This is a genomic window from Salinibaculum rarum (assembly GCF_030505615.1).
GTDB lineage: Archaea > Halobacteriota > Halobacteria > Halobacteriales > Haloarculaceae > Salinibaculum > Salinibaculum rarum.
Window position 1 is genome coordinate 1822907 of sequence record NZ_CP129992.1, and the last position, 15530, is coordinate 1838436.

Annotated in this window: 13 protein-coding genes, 1 tRNA gene and 2 rRNA genes; 10 read left to right on the top strand and 6 right to left on the bottom strand. The window is 60.9% G+C overall.

The genetic code is table 11. The annotated features are described in order from the left end of the window. The first annotated feature begins 25 nt into the window (after positions 1-25). From QYL91_RS09675 to QYL91_RS09695, 5 genes are all read left to right on the top strand, one after another. A tRNA-OTHER gene (locus tag QYL91_RS09675) sits at positions 26-93 on the top strand. A 201-nt stretch (positions 94-294) separates the two neighbouring features. Beyond that, positions 295-3217 (top strand): 23S ribosomal RNA (locus QYL91_RS09680). A gap of 162 nt (positions 3218-3379) precedes the next feature. Further along, a 5S ribosomal RNA gene (gene rrf / locus QYL91_RS09685) occupies positions 3380-3501 on the top strand. A gap of 119 nt (positions 3502-3620) precedes the next feature. Next, complete coding sequence (locus QYL91_RS09690; protein WP_302080296.1) at positions 3621-3797, top strand: hypothetical protein; 177 nt, start codon at positions 3621-3623, stop codon at positions 3795-3797. Between the two features lie 3 nt (positions 3798-3800). Then, the gene (locus QYL91_RS09695; RefSeq protein WP_302080297.1) at positions 3801-4409 is read left to right on the top strand and encodes a thermonuclease family protein; all 609 of its coding nucleotides are present in this window, start codon (positions 3801-3803) and stop codon (positions 4407-4409) included. On the opposite strand, the gene QYL91_RS09700 is transcribed toward QYL91_RS09695, so the two are convergent. Genes QYL91_RS09700 through QYL91_RS09710 form a run of 3 tightly spaced genes read right to left on the bottom strand, consistent with a single transcriptional unit; the run spans position 4410 to position 6571 of the window. Next, positions 4410-4955 (bottom strand): DUF7524 family protein, encoded by a 546-nt coding sequence (locus QYL91_RS09700; RefSeq protein ID WP_302080298.1) that lies wholly within the window; start codon positions 4953-4955, stop codon positions 4410-4412. A gap of 49 nt (positions 4956-5004) precedes the next feature. Beyond that, entirely contained in the window at positions 5005-5199 is a 195-nt protein-coding gene (locus QYL91_RS09705; RefSeq protein ID WP_302080299.1) for a methytransferase partner Trm112, read from the bottom strand. A gap of 40 nt (positions 5200-5239) precedes the next feature. Beyond that, positions 5240-6571 (bottom strand): adenylosuccinate synthase, encoded by a 1332-nt coding sequence (locus QYL91_RS09710; protein ID WP_302080300.1) that lies wholly within the window; start codon positions 6569-6571, stop codon positions 5240-5242. A gap of 278 nt (positions 6572-6849) precedes the next feature. On the opposite strand from QYL91_RS09710, the gene QYL91_RS09715 reads away from it, so the two are divergent. Further along, a complete protein-coding gene (locus tag QYL91_RS09715; RefSeq protein ID WP_302080301.1) occupies positions 6850-7155 on the top strand; it encodes a hypothetical protein in 306 nt (101 codons plus the stop codon). Here the strand turns inward: QYL91_RS09715 and QYL91_RS09720 are convergent. Continuing rightward, positions 7152-9677 (bottom strand): DUF7527 domain-containing protein, encoded by a 2526-nt coding sequence (locus QYL91_RS09720; RefSeq protein WP_302080302.1) that lies wholly within the window; start codon positions 9675-9677, stop codon positions 7152-7154. The genes QYL91_RS09715 and QYL91_RS09720 overlap by 4 nt on opposite strands. A 105-nt stretch (positions 9678-9782) precedes the next feature. On the opposite strand from QYL91_RS09720, the gene QYL91_RS09725 reads away from it, so the two are divergent. The 4 genes from QYL91_RS09725 (at position 9783) to QYL91_RS09740 (ending at position 12979) form a co-directional block, all read left to right on the top strand. Next, complete coding sequence (locus QYL91_RS09725; RefSeq protein ID WP_302080303.1) at positions 9783-10214, top strand: DUF7541 family protein; 432 nt, start codon at positions 9783-9785, stop codon at positions 10212-10214. Between the two features lie 39 nt (positions 10215-10253). After that, positions 10254-10550 (top strand): DUF6684 family protein, encoded by a 297-nt coding sequence (locus QYL91_RS09730; protein ID WP_302080304.1) that lies wholly within the window; start codon positions 10254-10256, stop codon positions 10548-10550. A gap of 174 nt (positions 10551-10724) precedes the next feature. Further along, positions 10725-12533, top strand: coding sequence for a cytochrome c oxidase subunit I (gene ctaD, locus QYL91_RS09735; RefSeq protein WP_417750575.1), 1809 nt, complete (start codon positions 10725-10727; stop codon positions 12531-12533). 176 nt (positions 12534-12709) lie between these two features. After that, positions 12710-12979, top strand: a complete 270-nt coding sequence (locus QYL91_RS09740; RefSeq protein ID WP_302080306.1) for a DUF7520 family protein — start codon at positions 12710-12712, stop codon at positions 12977-12979. Positions 12980-12986: 7 nt separating this feature from the next. Here the strand turns inward: QYL91_RS09740 and QYL91_RS09745 are convergent, their stop codons facing one another. Both QYL91_RS09745 and QYL91_RS09750 read right to left on the bottom strand, forming a co-directional pair. Continuing rightward, complete coding sequence (locus QYL91_RS09745) at positions 12987-14597, bottom strand: long-chain-fatty-acid--CoA ligase (RefSeq protein ID WP_302080307.1); 1611 nt, start codon at positions 14595-14597, stop codon at positions 12987-12989. A 125-nt stretch (positions 14598-14722) separates the two neighbouring features. After that, positions 14723-15523: a CBS pair associated ParBc domain-containing protein gene (locus tag QYL91_RS09750; protein WP_302080308.1), complete on the bottom strand. Its 801-nt coding sequence runs from the start codon at positions 15521-15523 to the stop codon at positions 14723-14725. Between the last annotated feature and the right edge of the window lie 7 nt (positions 15524-15530).

Genomic DNA, 15530 nt, shown 5'->3' on the forward strand with positions numbered 1-15530 from the left:
AGGCTTACGTCCCTCTTCGGAGGGATGGCCGGTAGCTCAGTGGTAGAGCACTGTCACGAGACAGTGGCCTCGGTTCGATTCCGAGCTGGTCACTCTCGCGGACGGACGCTCCGTCCGCACTCACCAATGCACCATCCCGCGAAAGCGAGGTTGGGAAGGGTCTGATGTCGCCGCAGTTACCCCTGCGTGTGAACGATGACGACCGTGTGTACGTGCAATCCAGACGTCAACTGGACCCGTTTCATCGTGGAACGTGTGTCCGACTATTAGGAACTGAGTTCTGCTCAGTTCCGCATCGAATGGCTACTATGCCATTTGGTGGATGGCTCGGCTCGAGCGCCGACGAAGGACGTGCCAAGCTGCGATAAGCCCAGGGGAGCCGCACGGAGGCGAAGAACCTGGGATCTCCGAATAGGAATCCTCATCGCAATTGCTTCGCGCAATGGGGAACGCCGGGAATTGAAACATCTCAGTACCGGCAGGAAGAGAAAACGCAATGTGATGTCGTCAGTAACCGCGAGTGAACGCGACACAGCCCAAACCGAAGCCTTCGGGCAATGTGGTGTGTGGGCTGATGTTCATCGCCGGAACCGTCTCAAGAAGTCTCCTGGAATGGAGCGCGAAACAGGGTGAAAGCCCCGTACTGAGGCCTACTATGGCGTGAGTCAGTACCCGAGTATCGGGGGTTGGAAATCCCTCGTGAATATGGCAGGCATCGACTGCCAAGGCTAAATACGACTCGAGACCGATAGCGAACAAGTAGCGTGAGCGAACGCTGAAAAGTACCCTCAGAAGGGAGGCGAAATAGGGCCTGAAATCAAATGGCGATGGAGCGGCGGGGCATACAAGGTCCTGTGATAAACGACCGAGGGGCGACTCTCCAGTAGGACTCACAGGAAGCCGATGTTCCGTCGTACGTTTTGAAAAACGAACCAGGGAGTGTGTCTGCAAGACGAGTCTAACCCGTGTATCGGGGAAGGCGCAGGGAAACCAATATGGCCGCAGTGCTTTGCACCAGGGCCACCGTGTTCAAGCGCGGGGAGTCTTGCTGACACGACCCGAAACCGGACGATCTACGCGTGGGCAAGGTGAAGCGTGCCGAAAGGTGCGTGGAAGCCTGTTAGGGCTGGTGTCTTACAATACCCTCCCGTGACCTACGTGTAGGGGTGAAAGGCCCATCGAGTCCGGCAACAGCTGGTTCCGACCGAAACATGTCGAAGCATGACCTCCGTTGAGGTAGTTCGTGAGGTAGAGAGACTGATTGCCGTGTCCGCCCTCGAGAGAGGTCGGCGCGGCTGTCAAACTCCGAACTCACGGACGCTGTCGACGCGGGGAGTCCGGTGCGCGGGGTAAGCCTGTGTACCGTAAGGGAGACAACCCAGTGCTAGGTTAAGGTCCTCAAGTGTGGACTAAGTGTAATCCTCTGAAGGTGGTCTCGAGCCCTAAACAGCCGGGAGGTGAGCTTAGAAGCAGCTACCCTCTAAGAAAAGCGTAACAGCTTACCGGCCGAGGTTCGAGGCGCCCAAAATGATCAGGACTCAAGTCCACCACCAAGACCTGGCCGCAGGAATGACATTCCTGACCGAGTAGGTCGGCGTTCGGCGCGGATGGAAGCACGGGTGAGAACTCGCGTGGACCGCGTCGAAACGAAAATCCTGGTCACAGTAGCAGCGATAGTCGGGTGCGAATCCCGACGACCTTACGAGCAAGGGTTCCTCGGCACTGTTCGTCAGCCGAGGGTTAGTCGGTCCTAAGTCACACCGCAATTCGAATGTGACAAAAGGGAAACTGGTTAATATTCCAGTACCATCATACAGTGAAAGTCGACGCTTTGGGGAAGTCCGGACCGGGTTTTCGCCCGGTCGAATCGCCGAACTCCGTGGAAGCCGTAATGGCACGAAGCGGACGAATGGTGAGATAGCGCAAGCCGGCCGTACCTGGAGCCCGTGAAAAGACGAGTATGATGTCCGTACCGAGATCCGACACAGGTGCTCAGGCAGCGAAAGCCAAGGTCTGTCGGGAACAATCGACGTTAGGGAATTCGGCAATCTAGTCCCGTACCTTCGGAAGAAGGGATGCCTGCTCGGGAAACGAGCAGGTCGCAGTGACTCGGGGACTCGGACTGTCTAGTAACAACATAGGTGACCGCAAATCCGCAAGGACTCGTACGGTCACTGAATCCTGCCCAGTGCGGGTATCTGAACACCTAGTACAATAGGACGAAGGACCCGTCAACGGCGGGGGTAACTATGACCCTCTTAAGGTAGCGTAGTACCTTGCCGCTTCAGTAGCGGCTTGCATGAATGGATCAACCAGAGTCCCGCTGTCCCAACGTCGAGCCCGGTGAACTGTACGTTCCAGTGCGGAGTCTGGAGACCCCCAAGGGGAAGCGAAGACCCTATAGAGCTTTACTGCAGGCTGTCGCTGGGACGTGGTCGCTAATGTGCAGAGTAGGTAGGAGCCGTTACACAGGTACCCGCGCTAGCGGGCCACCGAGGCAGACATGAAACACTACCCGTTAGTGACTGCGACCCTCACTCCGGGAGGAGGACACCGATAGCCGGGCAGTTTGACTGGGGCGGTACGCGCTTGAAAAGATATCGAGCGCGCCCCAAGGCCATCTCATCCGGGACGGAGACCCGGAGAAGAGCGCAAGAGCAAAAGATGGCTTGACAGTGTTCTTCCCAACGAGGAACGCTGACGCGAAAGCGTGGTCTAGCGAACTTTTGCGCCTGCTTGATGCGGGCCAAAAATGACAGAAAAGCTACCTTAGGGATAACAGAGTCGTCACTCGCAAGAGCACATATCGACCGAGTGGCTTGCTACCTCGATGTCGGTTCCCTCCATCCTGCCCGTGCAGAAGCGGGCAAGGGTGAGGTTGTTCGCCTATTAAAGGAGGTCGTGAGCTGGGTTTAGACCGTCGTGAGACAGGTCGGCTGCTATCTATTGGGGGTGTTTTGGTACCTGACGGGAACGACCGTATAGTACGAGAGGAACTACGGTTGGTTGCCACTGGTGTACCGGTTGTCCGAGAGGGCACTGCCGGGTAGCTACGCGACACGGGGTAAGAGCTGAACGCATCTAAGCTCGAAACCCACCTGGAAAAGAGGTACCGTTGAGGTCGCTCGTAGAAGACGAGTTCGATAGACTCGGGGTGTACGCACCGAGGTAACGAGGTGTTTAGCCCGCGAGAACTAACTGACCGAAGCCACCATTCATACGCATAGGACGCACGGGCCCGTTGATTCGGGTCCAGGCGTAAACTGGATTGCACGTACATTTTGGTTTGACCGACACATGGTATTCCGGACAAGCGTCCGGAGCCCGGGAGACTCCTTCTCCCGGTGCAGCATTGTGGTTCGAGTCCACAAGTCGGCGTTAAGGCGGCCATAGCGGCGGGGCAACACCCGTACCCATCCCGAACACGGAAGTTAAGCCCGCCTGCGTTCCGGCGAGTACTGGAGTGCGTGAGCCTCTGGGAAATCCGGTTCGCCGCCTCCATTCATATCGCGGTGGGATTTTCCACCGCAGTCATTCACCCTCGAACAGTGCCAACGCTGTTCGGGGGTTTTTGTCGTTGCAGACCACACTTATCCGGCCCCAGGCGCAAGAGAACAGCAATGGGACTGTTCAACGACCTCGGCAAGAAATTCGAGCAACTGAAACAGGAAGCCGAGTCGTCGGCCAGCGACGAGGCGACACACGGATGCCGGGAGTGTGAGACGCTGCTGTACACCGACTACGCGGAGTGTCCCGAGTGTGGCAGCGATAGCGTCGTGCCGGTCCGGCGGGACTAACATATGACGACCGGGATGCGACTGGTCGCTGTTCTCGCAGTTGTCGTCCTCGCTGGCTGTTCTATCGGCGTTTCCGACTCGCCAGCAGACGGTGGGCCACAGACACCGACTCTCCCAGCCGACAACGGCACGAACCTGACGCTCCCGTCCGCAGAGCGGGTCCCCGTCGAGGTGACAACCGTCGTTGACGGCGACACGATCGACGTACGACTGCCCGACGGCAGCGAAGACACCGTTCGACTGCTCGGTGTCGACACGCCGGAGGTGTACGCCGACAACGACCCGGCGGAGTTCGAAGGTGTCCCCGACACCGAGGCAGGAGCGGCGTGTCTCCGCGAGGCTGGGGGGAACGCGACAGACTACGCCGCCGGGCGACTGCAGTCGGGGAACGTCACACTCGTGTTCGACCCGAACGCCGACCGCCGTGGCGGATACGGGCGGCTGCTTGCGTACGTGACCATCGACGACCGAAACCTCAACTACGAGTTGGTGGCGACGGGTCACGCGCGGGTGTACGACAGCGACTTCGCGTTTCGGGAGAGTTTCGACGCCGCAGAACAGCAAGCTCGCGACAACCAGCGCGGGCTCTGGCGGTGTCAGCGCGCCGGGTAATCACTCCAGAAACAGGAAGTACGCCGCGACGACGACACCGGCGAGGACCACCAGCGCACCGAGTGTAACGAGCATATTTTTGACGAGCAACGCGGTAAGAATCGCGGTCAAAAGTGCAACACCACCGAGTGCGAGGACGGGAAGTGCTGGCCGTGAAGGGCTCGACTCGGAGTTGTCGTCTGTCTTGCGGGGCTGTGGTTTCGAGAGCGATTCGTCGACCTCAACGCTGGTCCGCTCGTTGGCCGGCGGTTTGAGTTCGATGTCTATCCAGCGCGTCTCGGCGCCGTAGGCCGAGGCGACTTTGAGCCGCCCAAAGAGGCCATCATCGGGGAGGCGGTCGGTATCGACGGTGATGCGGACGGCCCGCTGGGAGTTGCCCTCGACGAAATGGTTCGAGGCGTCTATACTGGCGACTTCCGAGAGCGTGTCGTCGAGGTGAAGGTGTACGTGCAACGATTCGCCGTGGTTGACGAGCATGACGTCGAATGAGCGCCCGGTCTCGAACGACGCGGGAACCTCTATGGCGTGGAGCTGCTGGCGGCTCACATGGACGGGAAGCTCGTCTGGCACAGTTTGGCGTTGCGTTGGTACCGTCTCAGGCAGGCGCTTCGTCGCGCATGTCCGGCGGCAGCAGGTTCGGAATCCCGTCTTCGACGGGGTATGCTTCTCCACACTCCGTACAGACGAGGCGGCCGCTGAGAATCTCGCCGTCGTCGCGCTCGTCGGCCTCCAGTTCGAGTTCGTGCTTGTCGACCGGACAGCACAGGATGTCCATAAGCTCCTCTTTCATACTCAAGCCCAGGGATGGGCGATAGAAAAGCGTTTGCAGTTTATTGCTCGAACGGCCGTTCGAGTACGATAGATTCGCTGCGGTCGGGACCGATGCCGATGGCGTAGATTGGCGTCTCCAACTCCTCGCTGAGATAGTCGAGATACGCCTGCGCGCCCTCCGGCAGGCCGTCGTACCCTTCGTCGGCGACGGCTTCCCAGTCTTCCTCGGGCCAGCCGTCGAAGGTTCGGAAGACGGGTTCGCACTCGCCCCACTTCTCGGTCGTCGGGGGCATCGAGTAGATGGTCTCGCCGTCCAGTTCGTAGGCGTGACCGACTTTCACTTCGTCGAGGCCGGCCAGGACGTCGAGGTGGTTGATAGCGAGCCCAGTAAAGCCACTCGCGCGCGCGGCGTGGCGCAGCATCGGCATATCGAGCCAGCCAACCCGGCGCGGTCGGCCGGTGACGGTGCCGTACTCGCCACCCTCCTCGCGGATGTACTCCGCGAGTTCTTCCTGCGTATCGTCACCTTTCAGCTCTGTCGGGAGCGGACCGGTGCCGACCCGCGAGAGGTAGGCTTTGATGATGCCGACGATTTCGCCCTGGCCGATAGTGGTCGGACCGAGGCCGGTTCCGGTACAGGCACCGCCGGCGGTCGGGTTCGAGGAGGTGACGTAGGGGTAGATACCGTGGTCGATGTCGATAGAGGTCCCCTGTGCGCCTTCGAGAACGACGTTGTCGCCGCCGTCGATGGAGTCGGCGAGGAACTCGCCGGCGTTGACGGTCATGTTCTCCTCCCGGAGGCGGCGGCCGTACTCGCTGAACTCCTCGTGGAGCGTGTCGATGTCGAACTCCTCGCCGGCTTCCATGCCGAAGACGTCTTCGACGAGGGCACGTTTCTGTGGGACGACGTACTCGAGTCGCTCCCGGAAGACGTCGGGGTCGAGCAGGTCGCCGATGCGGATGCCCCGGCGACCGACCTTGTCCTCGTAGGTGGGACCGATACCGCGGCCGGTCGTCCCGGCTTCGAGGTCGTCGTCGCTCTTTGCTTCCTCTTCGATACCGTCGAGGACGCGGTGGTACGGCATGATAGCGTGTGCACGCTCGGCGACACGCACGTCCGGGTCCAGCCCGCGCTCACGGAGCGTATCGAGCTCGTCGAACAGCGTCCGCAGATTGACGACACAGCCGTTGCCGAGGATACCAACCTTGCCTCGGATAGCGCCACTCGGCACGAGCGAGAGTTTGTACTCCTCGCCCTGGTGGACGACGGTGTGGCCGGCGTTGTCGCCGCCCTGATAGCGCGCGACGACGTCTGCCGCGTCGCCGAACAGGTCGACGATACCGCCCTTCCCTTCGTCTCCCAGCTGTGCGCCGACGATTGTAACGGTCATCAAAGCGTTGTTCCGCTTATGGTGGTAAACAGATTACGGTCCTACCCGGACAGCCCCGGACCACACGGTTTAAGTCCGGGCTGTGTGAACTGCAATGGTGTTAGCAGTAAACATGGTAGAGACTCTGGCCGAAGCAGCCCTGCAAGACAGAGTTTGCCACGCCAGACCAAACCAAACCATTAATTACCGCTGGAAGACAACCGCCGGAGTGGAAGACCCGGAAAACGGCTACACCGACAACAACCTTTAAATCCGGGCAATACAAGTTAACAATTGCCATGATAGACAGACTGGAGAAGGAAGTCGACATGCTGGAACGCCATCTGCAGGTTCTGCGGATGGTAATCGAGAGTGAACCGATCGGAATCGTCAAAATGTCCAACGAGACTGGCTACCCGCACCACAAGGTCCGATACTCCCTCCGCGTGCTCGAAGAGGAGAACCTCATCGAGCCATCGAGCCAGGGCGCAATCACGACCGAGGAAACCGAAGCGTTCGTCGAGGACCTCGACGAGAAGGTCGACCACATCATCGAGAAACTCGACGGGATGAAAATCGAGAACGTCGCGGAAATCGAAGGCTAGAGTTCCGGTACTTCGAGGTGGAAGTTCTGGTTCCGAGCCTCGACCAGACAGAGGTGGTAGCCCCGTTTTCTAGAGAGGTTCACGAAGCTCTTTCGCTTGTCCCGGCTCAACAGCCCGCCGCGAGTCGCTTCTGCGACCGTTTCGAGCGCTTCCGGTTCGAAGAAACTCTCCGTGACGAGAAACGCCGAAGCGAACTCGTCGGTCGTCTGACCCACCCGCTCTGCGGCCGTAATCAGTCCCTCCATCATCGCCTCGGACGCGCCCTGTCGTGAGTCGTTGATGTTTGCCACCAACAGCGGGTCGCCCATCCGCTCGCGGAAGACCACGTCGAACGTCTCCGTCGATTCGGTCTCCTGGCCGTTCTCGGTGTCGGTCACGGTGACTGCGCCGTTGAGCTCGACGCGGTTCACTTTCGGCAAGGCGTCGTAGAGGTCGCTCAACGTCTCCGTGTGGCCAGTGTCCTGAATCTCAAAGAGAAGTTGTTCGACCGCCCAGCGGACGAACTTGTACGCGACGGTCTCCTCGAGGAACTCCTCGTACTCGCGGCCGCCGACGGCCGAGATGCTCGCGTCGAACTGGGTGTGCTTCTCGAGGCGGAGGTTCTCGACGACTTCGTCTCTGCTCGCCTTGCCGCTGTGAGCCTTCTCGAGAGTTCCTTTCCCCTTCGAGCGGTACCGGACGAAGAGGTCTGTGCCCGCGAGCGCTTCCTGGGGCGTCATCCGCTGTTGGGCGTCCGTCGCCGCACCGAGTTCTTCCTCTAGCTGTTTGAGGTCCCGCTCTCGCTTCTCGACTTGCTCTTCTAGCTCGTCGCGCTCTGCTCTGACCTGCTGGAGCTTTTCCCGGAGTGACTCGCGCTCTGACTCTGCGCTCTCTAAGTCGGCCTCCAGTCGCTTGATCTCCGTTTCACGCTCCGTGAGCAACTCCTGGAGCTCCGCGACCTGATCGTCGACGGACTCGTCTGGTTCTGTCTCTTCGACAGCAGGCTCTGCGCTCGACTCCGGGGACGGGTCCGCCGGCTCCTGTGTCGATTGGTCCGGTTCCGTCGCCGTGGTGGCCGAGTGTTGATCTGCCTCCGTTTTGGTGGGCGTTGGCTGGGTCGGCTGTGGCTCTTCCTCGCCCGACTCTCCGTTCGTCGTCGCACGCTCGTCGTCAGTCGTCGGCTCTTGCTCAGTCGAGTGGGGTTGGCTCGCGGTGGCCTCGGCGGCTGCTCCCGTCTCGCGGCCCGGCGTGTCCCGGCGTGGCTCCGCTGCCTGACTGCCCGTGCTGGTTCGTTCGGGGTCGAGCGAGGGGACTGCGTGCGTTTCCAGCGAACTAGGGTCGTCGACCGGTGTCGATGCGTCGAGCCCACCCTCCGCCTGCCCGCTGGCCGCGTGCGCGTCAACTGTTGGTGTCGGCGGAACGTCCTGCTGTGATTCGACTGCTCCGCCGGGCTCTGTGTCGGGCTCTGGCGAGTCGCTGGTGGTCGTCGTCTGCTCCGGTGTCGGCTCTGGGTCGCGCTCGACCGTCTCACTGGCTGTCACTGTCTCGGGCGCGGTGCTTTGCTCGGTGTCTTCCTCGCCCGCGTCCGCGGGTCGGCCCTTTCCGGTCGGTTCGGTTCCCCCAGCGTCGGAATCCACCGCTTGTTCCCGGTTCGGACCGGTGGACGGCTCGTCTGCACCACTGTCTGTTTCCGACTGGTCGAGTGCCGGCTCTGGGTCGTCATCGGGTTCTGTATCGTCTTCGTCGGACGAACTGTCGGGTCCATCGGCGGCTTCCGTCTCCATGGCCGCAGAAACAGTATCCGTGTCAGCCGCTGGCTCGGTGTTGGAGGATGTGGTCTGTTCGTCGGCCCGCTGGTCGTCGGGTATCGGGTCCGGGTCGATGGCGGTGTCTGCCGTCTCGGTCGGTGACGGGTCGGCGACTGACTCCCCGTCCTGGATGTCTTCGTCGGTCTCGGAGTCGTCCGTGACGGCTGTGGCAGGTTCGGGTTCGTCCGGTTCGGCGGGCTCTGGAATCTCGATTGGCTCGATGTCGACCGGGCGAACCTCGAAGATACCCACCTCGTCGTCGGCCCGCTCGAAGGCCTCATCGTCGGTCAGCAGTTGCTCTGCGTTCCCGACGTAGGCGACGCTCATCGAGTGTCCCTGGTGGTAGACGAGATAGTAGTCGCCGCTGAGGACGTTCTCCGAGAGTTCGACGTAGCCGGTGAACTTCCCGTCTTCGAGCGTCTTGTCGACCTCGGAGATGCCAGTGTCTTCGCTGTAGTACTTCGCGCGCACCTCGTCGCTTCGCTCTTGCATGACCGCAAGCAGCGGGAGAGCATCGGTTGGAGCGTTGTAGATTGTCCCCGAGGCGTCCTCGAAGTCCGAAATCGAGCCACGGAGAATGCCTACGACAGTCCCTTTCGTCATATACAGTTCCGCGCCGCCGGCCCGAACGACACCCGAAAACTCCGATTCGGCGAGGTCCTGTAGTTCACGATACCCCCCGCCGAACGGTCGGTCGGTCCAGTCGTCGACGCGTTCTGTCACGGGAGTACTCATTGGTTCACACCAAGCCGATGCGCGACTAATACTTTGTGGGCCGTCAGACGCGCGCGGTGTCGTCTGAACGACGGACCTTTGCTTCTCCATTCCGTATCCATGCCCATGCCAGACGAGTACGACGACGCCGGCGACGTCCAGCCGGGACTCAGCGACCAGTACCGGAAGGCCAGCCCGTGGCCGATGCTGGTGGCGTTTGGCTTCGTCATCTCGGAAGTCGGAGTCGTCCTCGGACTCTTTCCCATCACGGTCGGCGGACTGCTCCTTTTCGGTGGCACAGTGTCGGGCATCCTCAGCGAGTCGGGCTACGCCGCACAGACCTGGCGCTCGCTCGTCGCCTTCGGGGTCGTCTTGCTCGCGTTCGGTGCCCTGACGGTCGGGCTCAACATCAGTGTCGGTGCGCTCTCTCTCGAGGCGCTGCTCGATACGGCCCGGCCGTTCGTCTACCGTGGCAGCGCAATCACGGCCGCCGGCCTCATCCTCGTTGCCGTCGGCGTGACGCTCCATCTCGTCGAACCGTCACCTCCGTCGCCGTGAACCAACACGCTATTTACGCTCTCCGTGCAATGACCCGGTATGTCCGAGAAAGTCTTCGACCGTGAAACGCTGCTCGACCTCACGGTCAACGTCATTCCGTTTGGCATCCTGGTCATCTTTTTCGGGGGCTTCATTCTGTTCAACCCCTTCGGCTTCGACAGCGTCATCACCGGTGTGCAACTCGCGATTATCGGCGTGTCCGCTGCCGGGCTGATGATTTTGACCTACTACTCGGGTGCTGCCGTCTCGAAGGCAGAATCCGAGGCTGAAGCCGCACTCGAAGCCGAGGAAGCCGGCCAACTCGAATCGAGTGAATCGGTCGCCGACGAAGCCTAACGGTCTCTTCTCACTGTTCGAGACGTATTTTCACGTTCCGAGATTAGGTTTTTGGCTCCCGATACCAGCGGACCGGCGCTGTTAAATTCCCGGGCGGGCGGAACCTAAGCTTTGATAATCCTGTGGTCCCGAGTGATGTCCATGGCTGCAGAACAACTGCTGTTGACGGGGCTGATGGGCGTCTTGCTCCTCGTCGTTATCGCCCTTCTCGGGCGCGTCGAGGACTGGCGCTCGTACACGCCACTGGCCGGTGGTGGCGGGTACGGCGGCGAGTCGTCCCACGTCCACGAGGAGAAGCCAGCCGGTATCATCCGCTGGCTGACCACAGTCGACCACAAGGACATCGGAATGCTGTACGGGACCTACGCCATCATCGCCTTCGCGGTCGGTGGGCTGATGGCTGTCGGCATCCGACTCCAGCTCATCACCCCCGAGGGTACTGCATTCGGAAACCAGTTCTACAACGCCATCCTGACCAGTCACGGCATCACGATGCTGTTCCTGTTCGGGACGCCGATTATCGCGGCGTTTGCCAACTACTTCGTCCCGCTGCTCATCGGCGCGGACGACATGGCCTTCCCGCGTATCAACGCCATCGCGTTCTGGCTGCTCCCGCCGGGCGCGATTCTCATCTGGGCGGGCTTTTTCCTCGAACCGCTCACTGGTGGCACAGTCCAGGCCGCACAGACCTCCTGGACGATGTACACGCCGCTGTCGGCCGAACAGGTCAACCCCGGCGTGGACCTCATGCTCCTGGGGCTGCACCTCACCGGTGTCTCGGCGACGATGGGTGCAATCAACTTCATCGCGACTATCTTCACCGAGCGCGGTGACGACGTCAACTGGGCGAACCTCGATATTTTCTCGTGGACCATTCTCACCCAGTCGGCGCTCATCCTGTTTGCCTTCCCGCTGCTGGGCAGTGCGCTCGTCATGCTGTTGATGGACCGGAACCTCGGCACTCTCTTCTTCGCACAGGAGGGCGGTGGCGCCATGCTCTGGCAGCACCTGTTCTGGTTCTTCGGTCACCCCGAAGTGTACATCCTCGTGCTCCCGCCGATGGGAATCGTGAGCCTCGTCTTGCCGAAGTTCGCCGGTCGGAAGCTCTTCGGATTCAAGTTCGTCGTCTACTCGACGCTCGCTATCGGTGTCCTCTCCTTTGGTGTGTGGGCCCACCACATGTTCTCGACGGGGATGGACCCGCGCCTGCAAGCCTCGTTCATGGCAGTCTCGTTAGCAATCGCGGTGCCGAGTGCAGTCAAGACGTTCAACTGGATTACGACGATGTGGAACGGCTCTATCCGACTGACGACGCCGATGCTGTTCTGTATCGGCTTCATCTCTAATTTCATCATCGGCGGTATCACCGGCGTCTTCCTGGCGTCGGTTCCCGTCGACCTGCTCCTCCACGACACGTACTACGTCGTGGGGCACTTCCACTACATCGTCATGGGAGCCATTGGCTTTGCCGTCTTCGCTGCCATCTACTACTGGTTCCCCATCTTCACCGGACGGATGTACCAGAAGAAACTCGGCAAGTGGCACTTCTGGCTGTCGATGGTCGGGACGAACGTGACTTTCTTCGCGATGCTCCTGCTGGGCTATCTCGGGATGCCCCGCCGGTACGCGACCTACGAGATCGCAGGGAGCGTCGCACCGCTCGACCTGATTACGCTGTCCCACCAGGCGGCCAGCGTCGGTGCGCTCATCCTGCTCATCGGCCAGATAATCTTCGTCTGGAACTTCGTCCAGTCCTGGCTCGAAGGCCCGGAAGTCGACGACGGCGACCCGTGGGACCTCGAAGAGACCGGCCAGAAGACAAAGGAGTTCGAGTGGCACGAAGACCGGATTTCGACGGCGCTGACCGACGGCGGCGAAGAAGAAGACGAAACGGTTGCCACTGACGGCGGTTCCGTGAACGAAGCGCGCGACACCTCGTCAGAACGCCGTTCTGACGGTGACGACAACGCAGTCGAGAACTGAACGCAGTCGACTTTTTGTGCGGGCCGTTTTACGCGTTGAAGATAAGGACGATACCGGTCAGGAACATCATCAGCGCGATACCCCCAAGGACGAGCATTAGCAGGTCTTTCTCGGACATACTCGCGATTAGGGCCAAACGTGTAAAGCCTATTCGTCTGCGAGCCTAACCGGTGTGTGTGACAGAGACATCCGAGTGGCAGGGGCCGCGGTTCGTGCTGGTGCTATACGGGCTGTTGGTCACGGTCGCAGGCGTGTTCGGCTACGTTATCGGGCTGGCACGACCCGAAGACCTGGACCCGCGGCTGTATATGCTCATCGACCTTCCACCGACTCCTGCCGGGATGGCGCTGTACGGGTCGCTGACGATAGCGACGATACTCGGTGTGATGCTCATCGGTGTTCGCTACATCGCAAACGAATACGATACCGTCGAAAATAGGGGTTAGAGTGCCGTTATCCCTGTCCGACCATCCGGTCTTCGTCGTCCCACTCCTGTTCGCGTAGCTCGTATTTCTGGACCTTGCCGGTGGCCGTCGTCGGCAACTCTTCGACGAACTCGAACCGGCGGACGACCTTGTAGCTGGCGAGGTGTTCTGCGGTGAACTCTTTGAGGTCGTCGCTGGTGATACCCGGGTTCTCGGGGTCGCCGTTCTCGGGGACGATAAACGCCTTCGGCGTCTCGCCCCACTCCTCGCTCGGGGCCGGGATGATGGCCACATCGGCCACATCGGAGTGTTCGAACAGCGTATCCTCCAGTTCGATACTGGAGATGTTCTCCCCACCGGAGATGATGATGTCCTTCTTGCGGTCCTGGATGGAAATCATGCCGTTCTCGTCGACGGTGGCGAGGTCGCCCATGTGGTAGTAGCCTTCGACGCGGTCGTTGAAGGCCTCCTCGGTGGCCTCGGGTTTGTTCCAGTAGTGGTCCATGACCTGGTTGCCACGGACGACGATTTCGCCGATTTCCGCGTCGTTCCAGGCGACGTCGTTGCCGTCCTCGTCGACGACGCGCACGTCCGTCCCGTGGACGCCCATCCCCTGGCGTTTCTTGATGTCGAAGCGGGTCTCGTCGTTGATGCGACGCTTGTTGTCCGAAATCGTCACGAGCGGACCGGTTTCGGTCGCGCCGTAGAGGTGTTTGAGATACCAGCCAAACTCGTCTTCCACGTCACGGATCGTCGCCTCGGGCGGAGCAGAGCCGGCCGTGGTGACACGGACGTCGTTCTCGCCGGACATCGCCGGCTCGTCGTGTCTGTTGTAGTAGTCGATGAGCTGGTTCAGAACCGTCGGTGCCGCACAGAGGAAGGACACGTCCTCTGTCGTGACTGTGTCGACGATGGTCTCCGGGTCGACACCGCGCGTACAGACGTGTTTGGCGCCGACGCCGGTGACGGCGTAGATGTGACCCCAGCCGTTGACGTGGAACATCGGCAGCGTCCACAGGTAGACGTCGTCGTCGGTGAGTTCGTGGTACATCGTGACGACGTAGGCGTGAAGCGTCTCCGTGCGGTGGGTTCGGCAGACGCCTTTCGGGTCGCCCGTCGTCCCGGAGGTGTAGTTGATGGTGATGACCTCGTCTTCTTCCATCTCTGGCCGGTCGAAGTCCGTGCCGGCCTCGTCGAGGATGTCGTCGAACTCCTCCCAGTCGCCGTCGACGGCGTCGGCGTCGTTCGTGATGAACGTCTCCGTGGAGACCTCGTCGCGGATGGCCTCGATTTTGTGTGCGAAGTCGTAGTCGGCATAGATTGCGTCGACGCCGGCATCCTCGAGGATGTACTCGTAGTCGTCGGGGATGAGTCGGTAGTTCAGCGGCGTGTGGACCGCACCCACCTGCATTGCGCCGTACGCGGCCTCGAGATGATAGTGTGTGTTCGGGTCGAGGATAGCGACGCGGTCGCCTTTCTCGATACCGCGTTCCTGGAGTGCCGCAGCGAACCGGTCGGACCGCTCGCCCAGTTCGTCGTACGTGTACCGTTCGCCCGTCGTTGCGATGACTGCCTCTTGGTCACCGTAGTATTTCCGTGCCCGATCGAGGAAATCCGTTACTAGTAGTGGCTTCTCCATGGCAGAATCATTTTCACCCCTGTAAAAAAGCCCACCGGTTAATCGTTCGGAATTGAGAATCCGGTCGCCGGTCGGGCCGGGTCCCGCTGGCGAATCTGCCCTGTACTCGCCGGGCTGGAACCCGGTCAGTCACCGCCTTCCTGCAATCGCTGTGTCGTCTCGATGAGTGGGTGGTGGGCGTAGTCGACGGCGTCGATGTCCGAAATCGATTCGAGGTTTTCCTTCTCGGCAGTCTTGGCCATCCCGAGCTCGACCGGTTCGTCGATGACGATGACGTAGGCGTCCATCTCATCAATACCGAGCCGGCTCGCTGCCTTCACGCGGTGGTGGCCGTCGGCAAGCAGGAAGTCCTGGCCGGTGTCGATGACGACGAGCGGTTCGGCCAGGCCGTGTTCGAGTTCGTACCGCCTACCCTCGAGTTCGTCGGCGTACACCTTGCTCTGGGTCGGCGTGAGTTCGGCGAGTGGCACGTCGCGTCGCTCCTCGCGGGCGGCGACGCCGTGGATGTTCTCCAGTGTGCGCATCAACTTGTCGACCTTCCCGGGCGTCGCCCGCTCGATTTGACTCCGGATGACGTCCGCATTCGAGATGATGCCGACGAGGTTCCCGGCGTCGTCGACGACGGGGAGGCGACGGATGCCCGACCGGAGGATGACGCGGGCGGCGTCGTTGAGCTCCATCTCCGGGTGGGCGACCAGCAAGTCCGTCGTCATCACCTTGAAAATCGGTTCGTGGTCGTCTTCCAGCAGGAGGTCGGTCGCACTGACAAAGCCTTCGACGTGTCGGCCGTCACAGACGGGAAATCCGCTGTGTTCGTCGCTCTCGGCGATGCGCTCGGCGACGCCTCTGACGGTGTCGTCGGGTGAGATAGTCGTTACGTCTTGGGTCATGTAGTCCTGGACGCTCGGCTTCCCCTCGTCTGCCATTGTCCCC

Excerpts from the sequence above, each read along its gene's own strand:
- QYL91_RS09690 (WP_302080296.1), top strand. The coding sequence starts at position 3,621 with ATGGGACTGTTCAACGACCTCGGCAAGAAATTCGAGCAACTGAAACAG.
- QYL91_RS09695 (WP_302080297.1), top strand. The coding sequence starts at position 3,801 with ATGACGACCGGGATGCGACTGGTCGCTGTTCTCGCAGTTGTCGTCCTC.
- QYL91_RS09705 (WP_302080299.1), bottom strand. The coding sequence starts at position 5,199 with ATGAAAGAGGAGCTTATGGACATCCTGTGCTGTCCGGTCGACAAGCAC.
- QYL91_RS09710 (WP_302080300.1), bottom strand. The coding sequence starts at position 6,571 with ATGACCGTTACAATCGTCGGCGCACAGCTGGGAGACGAAGGGAAGGGC.
- QYL91_RS09715 (WP_302080301.1), top strand. The coding sequence starts at position 6,850 with ATGATAGACAGACTGGAGAAGGAAGTCGACATGCTGGAACGCCATCTG.
- QYL91_RS09720 (WP_302080302.1), bottom strand. The coding sequence starts at position 9,677 with ATGAGTACTCCCGTGACAGAACGCGTCGACGACTGGACCGACCGACCG.
- QYL91_RS09725 (WP_302080303.1), top strand. The coding sequence starts at position 9,783 with ATGCCAGACGAGTACGACGACGCCGGCGACGTCCAGCCGGGACTCAGC.
- QYL91_RS09730 (WP_302080304.1), top strand. The coding sequence starts at position 10,254 with ATGTCCGAGAAAGTCTTCGACCGTGAAACGCTGCTCGACCTCACGGTC.
- ctaD (WP_417750575.1), top strand. The coding sequence starts at position 10,725 with ATGGGCGTCTTGCTCCTCGTCGTTATCGCCCTTCTCGGGCGCGTCGAG.
- QYL91_RS09745 (WP_302080307.1), bottom strand. The coding sequence starts at position 14,597 with ATGGAGAAGCCACTACTAGTAACGGATTTCCTCGATCGGGCACGGAAA.
- QYL91_RS09750 (WP_302080308.1), bottom strand. The coding sequence starts at position 15,523 with ATGGCAGACGAGGGGAAGCCGAGCGTCCAGGACTACATGACCCAAGAC.